7 protein-coding genes are annotated in these 11,811 nt (G+C 45.2%); all 7 read right to left on the bottom strand.

What is annotated here, in order from left to right; translation table 11 throughout:
• Complete coding sequence (locus CDO33_RS05460) at positions 1–1,017, bottom strand: carbohydrate ABC transporter permease (RefSeq protein ID WP_202849490.1); 1,017 nt, start codon at positions 1,015–1,017, stop codon at positions 1–3.
• 4 nt (positions 1,018–1,021) lie between these two features.
• Complete coding sequence (locus CDO33_RS05455; protein WP_103081124.1) at positions 1,022–1,987, bottom strand: carbohydrate ABC transporter permease; 966 nt, start codon at positions 1,985–1,987, stop codon at positions 1,022–1,024.
• Between the two features lie 22 nt (positions 1,988–2,009).
• The gene (locus CDO33_RS05450) at positions 2,010–4,601 is read right to left on the bottom strand and encodes a DUF5696 domain-containing protein (RefSeq protein WP_103081125.1); all 2,592 of its coding nucleotides are present in this window, start codon (positions 4,599–4,601) and stop codon (positions 2,010–2,012) included.
• 221 nt (positions 4,602–4,822) lie between these two features.
• Positions 4,823–6,937 carry a YIP1 family protein gene (locus tag CDO33_RS05445; RefSeq protein ID WP_103081126.1) on the bottom strand — a complete coding sequence of 705 codons (2,115 nt, stop codon included), beginning with the start codon at positions 6,935–6,937 and terminating at the stop codon, positions 4,823–4,825.
• 22 nt (positions 6,938–6,959) lie between these two features.
• The gene (locus CDO33_RS05440; protein ID WP_242973379.1) at positions 6,960–7,841 is read right to left on the bottom strand and encodes a carbohydrate ABC transporter permease; all 882 of its coding nucleotides are present in this window, start codon (positions 7,839–7,841) and stop codon (positions 6,960–6,962) included.
• The gene (locus CDO33_RS05435; protein WP_103081127.1) at positions 7,834–8,787 is read right to left on the bottom strand and encodes a carbohydrate ABC transporter permease; all 954 of its coding nucleotides are present in this window, start codon (positions 8,785–8,787) and stop codon (positions 7,834–7,836) included. Before CDO33_RS05435 ends, CDO33_RS05440 begins: the two co-directional genes overlap by 8 nt.
• Before the next feature lie 24 nt (positions 8,788–8,811).
• Positions 8,812–11,649: an extracellular solute-binding protein gene (locus tag CDO33_RS05430; RefSeq protein WP_103081128.1), complete on the bottom strand. Its 2,838-nt coding sequence runs from the start codon at positions 11,647–11,649 to the stop codon at positions 8,812–8,814.
• Positions 11,650–11,811 lie beyond the last annotated feature (162 nt).

The following is an 11,811-nucleotide window of genomic DNA, read 5'->3' as shown; positions in this document are numbered from 1 at the left end:
TTATCCCACTATGCCGCTTCGCTCGATACCCTCCACAAGCCTCCTCTGGGCGAATATGTAGATTATGAGCAAGGGTGCTATGACCATCAGGGACATGGTATTGGTCAGCGTTGATGTCAATGGCTGACCCGTCTTGAGTCCCAAAGTCCTGCCCGGCAGCATCATTCCTTCAAAGCCTACCATCAGGGCATTGGACAAAAGGTTTATACGGCTGAAGAACATGGAGGAATAGAAAATATCCGTCCATTGCCATGAAAAGGCAAACAGGAAAATGGTCACCATCATGGATAAAGACAGCGGCAGGATGATGGTGGTAAAGGTGCGGAACAAACCGGATCCATCCACATAAGCAGCTTCCTCCAGCTCCTTGGGCATGCCTTTGAAATATTGCCTCATTATCAGTATGTATAAACCGTTCTTAAATCCAAAGCCAGTCAGAGACAGAATTGCCATAGGCCAGTAAGTATCCAGCAGCCGGACCGTATTGCCGGTTATTGCTTTTACTATTCCAAATACATCAAAGAATCGGAACTTCATATAAAGAGAAATCATGTAGGTCTGAGGAGGTACCAATATCGTAAATACCACCAAAGCAAACACAATGTTCCTTCCTTTAAACTTGAACCTCGCCAGGCCATACCCGATAACCGTGCAAACAAACATCTGAAGCACACCGCAGAGGAAGGACACTAAAAATGTATTCTTAAGCCCTTCAAAGAATTTCGTATGCTCTATTGCTTTCTGATAATTGAACAGGGTGAAGTTCCTGGGTATGAAGCGGACCGTACCATCAATCAGGTCATGCTCACTCATAAAGGTGTTGGTCAGTTTGACTATCAACGGATACAATATGAGAAAGGAAAGCCCTATAAGAAGGAGGTACCGCATTACCATCCCCACAAGCCTTCTTAAGAAAAACTGATTGAAGTATTTATGAATAAGCTTACGGCTGACTTTTTTCATCCGGGATAGATCCCCTTTAATTACAGCTGGCCTGGAAGTTTGTACTACGCGCATATCCTCACTCCTTATTCTGATAAAATACAAACCGGCTTACAACGAAGCTGATCAAAGTTATGAAAACCGCCGCTACCAGGAAATACATCCACGCTTTGGCTGCAGCTTCCCCATACTGTCCACCCCTCATCGATGCTGTTATGCTGTTCATTACCTGATTGCTGCTTCCGGTGAAGGAATCGACGATGGAATAAATGACATTGACCAGTATTAGAGGACTGATCATCGGAAAAGTTATTTTCCAGAAGCACTCCCAGCCTGAGCATCCCTCCATGTAGGCAGCCTCATATATGGAAGGAGAAATAGCCTGCAGCCCGGCCAGGAAAATCAAAATTTGCACCCCGGAATTATTAACCACGCTGTAAATGTTGCTTGCCGCGCCAACAGTCATATTCATCAGCGTTGGGCTGAAATCGAAAATCCTCTGCATATAGAATACCAGCTCTCGCCTGGAAAACAGCTCGGTCGTTGCTTCATGCAGCTGTGCCATGCCCGTATCTATCCCCTGAATGTTCTGATATGCATTCATGATGGAATTGCTCATATCCGCCCGTTCTATAATCCCTGTGGCAAGGATAACAGGAATGAAAAACACAGCCCTGAAAAAGGTGCGCCCCTTCATCTTCTGATTTAGCACCACCGCAATAAAAAGGCTGAACATGACAATAATCGGGGTATCCAGCAGCATATCCTGTACGGAACCGATAAGCTGCCGGTTAAAATCCGGATCAATGGTCAGCATTTTAAGATAGTTTTTCCATCCGATAAAGGTGGTGGTGTAGCCGCCCTGGGATTGCAGCTGGACATTCATGAAACTGAATCTAAAGGAATCTATAAATATCCATAGGAACAATACAAGAAAACCCAATACAAACGGACTGACAAATATCCATCCTTTCAGATCCCTTTTTTGCTCCATGGAAAGCCTCCGTCTTTTCTTTTTGATTGTTTTTACGGATATCTCTTTCATATAATCTAATCCTCCTCTCCTATCAGTCCTTTATAACTGCGAAGTCCAGAGGCTGTACAGTTACCCCTTTAAAAGACGCCTTTTGGCTGCTATAGTTTACGATGATCGATTTGCCGTTTTCGTAGGTTGTCACAAACACCTGGTCGGCAACTTCTTTATGATCCGTGATCGCCTGGTCCTGCACATCCCTTAACGCCTCGTTCATCCGGGCATAGATGTCGGCAGCTTCTTCCTCCCAGTAGCTGAAATTCATGGATCCCTGCTGGTTGTATACTCCGGCTGCCTTAAGGATGCTGTCTTCTCCATGGTTCAGCACAAAATATGCACCATTTCCGTATTCTATGGCTTTAAGCATCGCCGGCCTTACTTCGTTGGCAAGGTTCAATGCCTGGCCTGCATACGGAATGTAGCCATGCAAAGCAATCTGTATGAAAGGCACCTGCTTATCGGATATGAGGAAGGAGCTGTCCTCCTCCGGAAGGTTCAGCAGATGGTCGGCATAGGGATAAATGTAAGCATTCCCATAATCCGATATGATATTTTCATATTTTTCGGAAGCTGCCTTCAACACTTTCACAAAATAATCCTTGGCCTCCTGGCGGTTTATCTGGTTATTGCTCTTGAAATCGGAATACAGGCTCTTTCCCAGCGTAGACAATGAGAAGGAGCGGATGTTCAGCTTATCGTAAGCCTTTGAAAATCTATTAAAGTATTCCGGTATCCTGTTTGGGGTGATACACCACATAATGTTCATATAAGCCTGTTCCACCGGGTCCAATTCAGCGTAGAAGGCTGTCTTCTGAAACAGGTTTCTTATGGAATCCTTTCTCGGAGAAAATCCATCAAACATCGAAGAGGAAGGCACATGTACGAAATCCACGTCCGGATATACTTCCGCCCCCATAGCCTGAGCTTTTTTCGACAGTTCAGATAATCCTCCGGCTCCGCCTATGACCTTCTCCACCTTCATTTTTGAAGGGGCGGTATAATAGTAGCCTCCATTATACCAGGCTTTGTACCTCAGCTTTATATTATCCACACCTCTCTGGGAGAGACGGTTTATCATGCCTTCCGCCTGCTCAAAGGTGGTGATAGGCACCTGGGTTGATATCGGCAGTCCCAGCTTTCTTACTATCATATCTATAGACCCTAATGTTTCCAGATAAAAAGGTATATTGTCACCGGCGGTTATTTTTTTCAGAGCGCCCTTTTCAATCAAATAATTGCGGTAAGCCTTTGCCATCCCGGGATAATCGGCGTCGTCACCCACCAGGAAATAGTATTTCAATGTAATGTTTCCTTTGTAAGGCTTTTTTTCATAGATGATCCAGGGAGCCTGTTCAAAGGCATTTTCTTCAATAAATTTGTCCTTGTTCCTAATCGTAAAATTGGCATAGGCCGTGTTCCAGGAGTGGTTAATTCCTCCCATCATTCCATTTATATCCGCCACCGCATCGCCATCATCTATTATAGCCAGCAGCGTGGAATCTCCTCTGTGAATCCCAAAAACAGGGAAGCGGAAATCCTGCTTGATGCTGCCCCTCTCAAACCTGGTAACGGCACTGTCGTCTCCATATACCTTGCCGGTGGTTAATAAAGTCTTTTTGGTGCCGTCATTGTTGAATCCTATCAGAGTTCCCGAGCCGTCCGGGAGGAAAATCCAGCCTTTTTCCCTCGTCTCTCCGGCCCCGAAATATTTCAGGAGGGAAAGGCTTACAAGATTGAAGGTGTCCTCATCATACACAATATTACCCGCATCCAGTTGGACCGTCAGAGAATTGCCTTGGAGGATATAGTCAATATCCATGGAAAAGGACGGAAAAACAGCCTTCTCAGGCTCATAACCAATCGCCTCATAGTCCTGTTCCAGCATTTCATAAGTATAGCCGGTGGACTTTACAATTTCCTCCAGCACCCGTTTATCCCTGTCGTTAGCAGATGTTTTTAAGGTATATACATCCTCGACAGCTCCTGGCATTTCTTCCTTGGGATTTAAGATATAAAAAGCTTGCATCTGCTTTTTTTGCCGCTCCGATTTGATCTTTCCCAGTATATTTTCCTCAAAGCTGGTTTTCCCGATCTGTTTCGGCAGCAGAAGCCGTTGTTCCGCGCGTCCTATTGTCATGGAAACCCTTATCCCGTTCTCGATCTTTCCCCAGCTCACCTGCTCCAGAAGCAAGGCCTGGGAATAGCTGTTTAAGCTGAAGTCCCCTTCCTTTCCTTTTATATTATATACCAGCTCCACCTGGGACATCAGCTGCTGTTTCGTTTCATCACTGGTCTTCTGGTCTTCCTTGGCTGTCGGGGGATTGGAATAGAACATTTTCCCTGAAGCTTTATCGCGGACAGCGATACCCCCCGTGGTGTTATCGAAGTACAAAACCAGATGCTCATTTTCAGCACCGGCTGCAAGACCCAATTCAGGATTGGCTTTTTGCATGGAGATTTCCTTTTCCTCATCACCACCGCCCGTCTTGTGGTCTGTGCCTTCCCCTGGGCTATCGTTTTGCTGTGTCGCGTTCCCTTCCGATAGTGTGATGTAAGACAGAGCCGGGCTGAATGCGATTACTATCATAATAACAAGAGCCAAAGCCAGTATCAGTTTGTATTTCATTCAAGCTGCCCTCCTTTTAAAAAGTGTCAATAAGTCTCTCGCTTCCTGCGCGGGAGCAGAAATTGACACAAGCTGCAATATTGAGCTTGTTCGCGGAGACTGCAAAACTCGCGCTTAAACCTTCCAGCGAAGTAAACTTAATTGTTAAAGAAGCCTTTCTAAAAAGCACCTGGAAGGTATCAACCACATCCTGCGTCCCTTTTACATCTGTAAAACACGTTTTACAAGCGGAAAGCTATTTCATGGTAAAGGGTTGTAATAAATGTATTCATCCTTTGCAGTATATTGATAAACAACACCGAAATAAATGCGATAAACCCCATACCAACTACCGAAAGAGCGGATGTGACCAGATTTTTCACCAATCCATAGGCATTGGTAACCAAAACGCCGAAGAATATCAATGCAAATGCCCAAGCATAGGCAAGGGTGGTGAAAAAGTTTACAAACTGCAGTTCATTGAGCACAATAAAGTTGCTTAATATGGTCACCGGAATATTTATCACAACAATTGGCATCAGGGAATAGGCAGAAGCGGTATAAATATCCTTGAAGCTTCCTTCCCCGTCCATCAGTGTGGTCAGACCCCAGTTGGCACATACCCACAGCATGAAAGGAATCAGAACTTTGAGCACGGTATCCTGTAAATCAATCGCTCTAAAGTCGGTGGGATACAATGCATAACCTCCTGCCAGTGTTCTGAAAATATCCACGGCCATTACCAGCGCCAGAATCACAGTGGCTGTCTTCGCGCTCCCCCTTTTCTCATGCTTCAGATCCCAGAAGCCATCAAAGGGATGAAACATGATATGAAAGGAATACAAAAGCTCCTCCCAGAGCGTCCTTTTCCCTGTTTTCTGCCATCCGGCCTCGTTCACCTTTCTTACATATTTGAAAAAAGCCATGCATAACCCTATTACCGCCGCAACAATAACAGGAATAAGAAGGATTATCTTTCTAACTACATCCTTGCGGTATTCACTGTAGGCTTTAAAGTAGTTGTCCCAGTCATTGGCCAGTTTGTAGTTGGCCATAGCTTCCTTGTAATTCTCCTTGCGCATATTGGACTGCCCTGCGCCGGAATAGGCCAATTCAAAATAAGGATTACGCTTTAAAACTTTTTCCCAAGCAATTATCGCTTCATCATACCTGCGGTTTTTCTGCAGGTGGATGGCCTCAGCGATACAGTCCCCGTACTCGGTCCTTCTGAACACGGTTATATATCCGGTATTCCTGTCCACCACCAAAAGCTTTGTGCCTTGATATGCCAGGGCCGAAGCATTTTCAAAAACACCCTCCTGTGTACCGGTGCCTCCGAAAACATATAAAAGGTTTCCATTATCATCATAGGTGAAAATCTTGTTATGGGTCGTATCCAAGGTGCTGTATACGCCGTCTTCCGTCAGTGCAACGTCAATAAACCGGGATACATTGAACCAGTTGTTTCTGATATCTCCCGCAGGGGGAAAGGAACCATTGCGCTTCAGAACATCTATTCCTGTGCTGTTCAGCCTTTTTACCGGCGCATAATGGCTGCTTTTATCTCTGTTCATCATCGCACTGCGCTGGTTTCCTGCCGGAATCGCACTGCTGGTCACATAAGCAAATCCGATATCGTCCATGGTGATGTTGTTGTATTCGGTAGGAACATTTTTGGCAGTACGCCTTTTCTGTTCATCCGTGGTGATCAAATCCCAGAATATGTCCAGTACATTGGGCACTACCTTTTCCGCGCCTATAAAGCCTTCGAAACCTCCGTCGGCATTCAGAGCCATAATGCCCATGTTGGTGCTTTTGGATACAACGTACATTCTGCCGGCCGGGTCCACTCCTAAAGCTGAAGGCTCATACATAAAGCCTTCCGGAAATACATCGGAATCCGGAGCATCAAATATCCGCACGAAGGTTCCGTCCTTTTCAAATAAGACGATTCTAAAATTCTTTGAATCCGCTACATATATGCGTCCATCCTCCGTTACAAAAAGCCCGGCTGGAGCATTCAGGGTTTGAACGGAGCCATCGGCATAGAACTCCTTAATCTCAAATTTGAACCGGTAATTTTCGTCCAGGATAACAATTCTGTTGTTACCGCTGTCCGCTATATAAACATTATTCTCCTTATCCACCACCAGGTCGGAAGGGTTCTTCAGCCCCAAGTCGCCCAATTCCATGTCCTTGGCCTTTAAAACCTTTTCCGGGACATAGGCATCCGGCGATATGAAGTAAGTGCCATCGGAATCATAGAAGTAAGTTTCATAAGGAACCATAGCAAAAACAGATATGCCGTCCAACAGCATTATTATCAATACAATAAGCAAAATTGCCTTTTTTTTCATCCTGTCAAATCCCCCCTTTAGCTTAATCCTTCATACCGGAAGTCGACATGGTTTCTATAACATTGGACTGGGTTATGATGAAAGCGACAATCGGTACGATCATCATAAGGACAGCCGCTGCAGAACCTGTACCGGCACGGGCAATGCCTCCTGCCAGTATCTGCGATAGCGCATAATTGAGGGTTTTCAACTCTTCGCTTTGTATAAACTTGTTTGCTCCCATTCCCCATAAGCCCTGTATTGAAAAAATGGTCAGCGTCAACCAGGCAGGCTTAACCAGGGGCATGACAATTTTCCAGAAAACCTTCCATTCATGGGCTCCATCCATTCTGGCGGATTCCAGTACCGAATCGGGTATCATCTGCTCCATAAACTGCTTCATCAGATATAGTCCAAGGGAAGATCCGAAAGCCGGTATTATTATGGCTTTATAGGAATCTATCCAGCCCAGCTTTGCAACAATGATAAAATTCGGGATCTGGGTAACCACCCCACTGAACATCAATGAGAGAACCACCATACTGAACATAAGGTTTTTCCCCGGGAAATCATGCTTGGATAAGGCATAGGCGCACAGGGATGCCAGCACTACATGCCCAAAGGTACCCACTCCGGTGATTAAAAAGGTATTGAATATATACCTTGAAAAAGGAACCCAGGATTCGCTCATGATCCTAAACAAATCCCTGAAGTTTTTTAAGGTTGGATTCCTTACAAAAAAGCGAGGGGGAAAATACCATATTTCCTCCAGAGGCTTTAGTGAGTTGGAAATTGCATACACCATCGGAAGAACCATGAATAACCCAAAAAACAGCAAAAACAAATAAATCCCAAAATCCACAAAATATGAACGCCTTATACCGCTCTTGTTTCTGGACAAACGTATTCTTTTCAGCTTAATCACCTACCCTCGCCAGAATTTTCTGCACAATCTTGTTGGAAAAAATCATTATGAAGAACAAAACTGTTGCTATAGCTGAAGCATAACCCATTTCAAAGCGTATGTTCCCGTAATCCTCCAGATGGTTTATAATGGTATGGGCTGCGTAATCCTTGCTGGGCATACCGCACAATGCAGTTACTATGCCTCCGACGCCGAAGGAACCGGTTATGCTCATAACCGCACCAAACATGAGCTGGGGTTTCATGGAGGGTAATGTTACATACCAAAGCTCCTGCCAGCGATTTTTTACACCGTCGACTGCCGCAGCCTCGTACAATCCTTTATCTATGCCCTGCAATCCGGCGACAAAGGACAAAAAGCTTGTGCCTATACTGGTCCAGAGGGACACGATAATAAGCAGGGGCATCATATACTTGGGATCTTCAAACCAAAGGATGGGGGAAGTAATGATGTTGAAGCGAAGCAAAAGGGAGTTGGCAAAGCCATAGGAATCCTTGTTGAATAAAATTCCCCATACGAGATATACATTTCCTGATATGGACGGTGCGTAGAAAACCAGTGTCAGGATGGTACGCAGGGCTTTTGGCAGCTCATTTATCAGCCATGCAAACATAAGGCACATTATGTAGCTGATCGGCCCGGTCATCACCGCAAGTATAAACGTATTCCCTATTGCCTTTATGAAAATATCATCATCCAGAAACAGCCTTATATAATTCTCCACGCCGACAAAAACGGGAGCTTCCAGCAAGTTAAAGGATGTAAAGCCCAAAAACAGAGATATGATAACAGGCAGGGCTGTAAAGGTGAAGAATATTATCATATATGGAGCTGCAAAAAGATAGCAGATCCTCTTCTTCTTCACCTCTTTCCATGTCCTTGAAAGGCGATGCTTCGCATTAAAATTTGCTTTGATGTTGTTTTTTACCGCCAAACCGGTATTCATACTCTATATCCTCCCCGCATATTCTCACTCAAGGCCGAACTCCCGCCTTTTTCTTGTTATCTCGTCATTGGTTTCCGTCACATAATCCAGCAGCGTCTCCATGTCAGCGTTGATGTAGGCAGCTGCAGAAGCAAAATCAATCGCACGGGATACATAATAGCCTCCCGGCACTTCAGGAGTTCCGGTAACATATTTCCACTGTTCCATAAGATGGTCGTATTCCGTTTTGGTCCAGGGCATATTGACCAAAGCTTCCATGTTTGCGGTGGCATGTTTTGCCGACTGTCCCAGAACGGACTCCATTTCCACCGCAAACCGGGATTGGGTCTCTGCTCTGGTCCACCACTCCAAAAAGCTCCAGGCGGCTTCTTTGTTTTTCACACCTCTTAACATCATGGCTCCCGTTCCTGTGGATGGGGTAGCCCTGTTAATTGAACCATCCTCGGCAACTGTTCCCGGAAGCGGCACAAACTCCCACAGACCCCTTATTTCAGGAGCGAAGGCGATGAGATTGTTATAGGTTGTATAATCCGCTATGCCTATCGGCATTTCCCCTGTACGGAACCTGTTGGGAAAATCGAAGTCCCTGGGAAATTTATAGGTAGTAAAAAGCTCGGTCTGCTTCTGAAAAGCTTCAATCGTCATGTCCGAATCCAGTGTTGATCTTCTCCTGTCCGGGGTATACAATTCTCCGCCTTTTTGGTACAGGAATATCTGCATCCCTGATATTCCCTGAGGAAAGCCTATCTGCATGTTTTGCTTCTGAACCTCAGGTATAAGCTTGTAAAAATCATCCCAGGTCTGCGGAACCTCGAGACCCAGCTCAGCCAGGATGTCCTTCCTGTAAAAAAGCATGGGAAATACCTGGGTCTCCGGAATCGCATATACCTTTCCTTCAAAGGTATAGGGTACTAACGCACTGGGATGGAATCTCCCGGCCACTTCATCAAAGCCCGGCATTCCTTCAAGATTCACCACGGCATTCCTTATGGCGTATTGAATCGGATCACCCGCAGGATTGCCCAGCGATATATCCGGCCCGATCCCTGCCAGGACCGAGGGGAGAAGGGTGTCTGCCGATATCAGCTTTATATCCACATTCACATTGGTTTCCGGCGTAAAGGAATCGTTGATCATTTCTCGAAGGATCTGTGACTGATCCCGTCCGGAAGTAAGCCAGACTCTCAATATTTCATCCTTTTTCAGCTCCTTGGTTGGGAGAGAGGAGCCGAGGCTGTTGTAATCAACAAAAAAGGACATTATAAAGGATTTTATTTCGAATATCAGATTTTCAAAGAAGGAGCCTTCTGCCCTGGGCAGAGGGTCTGAAACCGGCATGATGCTGATATAGTCAACAGTAAGTGGTTGCTGGCCCACTGTCAGTATCCATGTACCCAGAGCCCCAATGTTTTCCTTGAATGGCTTAAAGGATTTTGCGATATTCTCCTCCGGGTCATCGGACATCTGCTCCAGCAATAAGGCAATCTTATCCAGAATGACTACATTTTCGCCCTTCTGGCCTATGTATTCCTCCATATCCGCAGATATCTGCCTGAGGTTGGCGGCTTCTTTTGCCATCACTTCTATCGCATCCGGTATCAGTTTCTTGAAGCCGTAATCTCTGTACAAGTCCGGCTCTGCTCCTGTTATCATAAGGATTTTTCTGTATGCTTCATTCAGATTGTAAAGACTGTCGCTAACCCTGTTTAACACATCGGCCATATCTCCGAGGGTAACTTCCATGGTCAGCTCATTTTCGCCTTTTTCCAAATAAAAGGCAAATTCCTGCTGGTCATCCCCCAGCGCTCTTACCTGCCAGTCCGTGCTGTAGCCAAATTTTACTGCTTCCGCTTCCTTAAAGGGTACTTCTCCGTTTATCATTATTTTGCGGTTTACATACAAACCGCTAAGAAGGTTTTGCCTGTACCGGAGCACTATCTTATAAAGCCCGTCCTGCTCTACATTAAAGCGCCATGTGATCCACTGCCTGGGCATCTTCCACTTTCCACCGTCTATGGTATTCAAACGCACCTTGGAAGGGTCCTGAGGCTCATTGATGGCCGATGACCTGTCGGAAGAAGGGTAAAGGGTCTTATCAGACTTTGCCCAGGTGTCTTCCGCCTGAATTTTTACAGGCTTCACATCAGCTTCTGTATATCCTTTGCTTTGGTATTCAGCTTTTATCTCTGCGTAAGATTTTTTTCTGTCCGCCTTGTAAACACGGATCATATTCAGAATCACGGGTTCTTTTACAGATTCAAACCCGATGGTGTGCTTCCCCTTTTCCAGATAAAACATTAAAGGCTCATTGAAGTAGCCCAGGGAATCATATATCTGGGTTTTTCTCCAACAGGGAGTCTCTACCTGGGAAGGCCTTATCTCATTTCCGTTGGCATCGCGATAAATGTCGCCATCATCACTCCAAACTCTTGAAAGGTAAGCATATCTCGCTTCTTTATATGGAACCTTTCCGTCGATGTATATAACTCTTTCTATCGTGTTGCCTTTCCCCCGTACAGGGTAGTAAAGCACCTCAATATTGTATAGGCCGCTCTGTTGGATATTCACTTCCCATTCTATATATCCGGTTTCACCGGTATAAATCGACTTGCCGCCGACACCTTCATACCCGTCTAAAATCTCCGTTTCCATGGCAGCATCCTTGGATATGAAATCGGCAGCCTGAATTTTTATGTCATCCGTTCCGTCCGGTTTGCCGGAGTGATCCTCAAGATATTCCCTGTAGCTTTTTTCAACCAGAAGGCTATTCCTTTCACTTCCATAAGCTGTACATGGTCGAAAAAAGGCAGCAAGTACCAGCCCTAACGCCAGAACTATATATCCTGATATTTTACTCCTCATATTTTCTCAGCTCCGTACTGTTTATTCTGCTTACTGTAATAAAAAAAAGCGATGTGATGCGTCGAATTCCTGCCTCAATTGTAATAATCCGGTTATGATATACCATATATATCAATTGGGATCCTTACCTACATTTATATATGTATATGTGCAAATGGCATA

The sequence above is a fragment of the Clostridium thermosuccinogenes genome, assembly GCF_002896855.1.
GTDB lineage: Bacteria > Bacillota > Clostridia > Acetivibrionales > DSM-5807 > Pseudoclostridium > Pseudoclostridium thermosuccinogenes.
Note: the sequence above shows the minus strand (reverse complement) of the source record. Positions and strands in the feature narration are given on the sequence as shown.

Bases quoted from the DNA above. Each gene is read 5' to 3' on its own strand.
- CDO33_RS05460 (WP_202849490.1), bottom strand. From the start codon at position 1,017: ATGCGCGTAGTACAAACTTCCAGGCCAGCTGTAATTAAAGGGGATCTA.
- CDO33_RS05455 (WP_103081124.1), bottom strand. From the start codon at position 1,987: ATGAAAGAGATATCCGTAAAAACAATCAAAAAGAAAAGACGGAGGCTT.
- CDO33_RS05450 (WP_103081125.1), bottom strand. From the start codon at position 4,601: ATGAAATACAAACTGATACTGGCTTTGGCTCTTGTTATTATGATAGTA.
- CDO33_RS05445 (WP_103081126.1), bottom strand. From the start codon at position 6,937: ATGAAAAAAAAGGCAATTTTGCTTATTGTATTGATAATAATGCTGTTG.
- CDO33_RS05435 (WP_103081127.1), bottom strand. From the start codon at position 8,787: ATGAATACCGGTTTGGCGGTAAAAAACAACATCAAAGCAAATTTTAAT.
- CDO33_RS05430 (WP_103081128.1), bottom strand. From the start codon at position 11,649: ATGAGGAGTAAAATATCAGGATATATAGTTCTGGCGTTAGGGCTGGTA.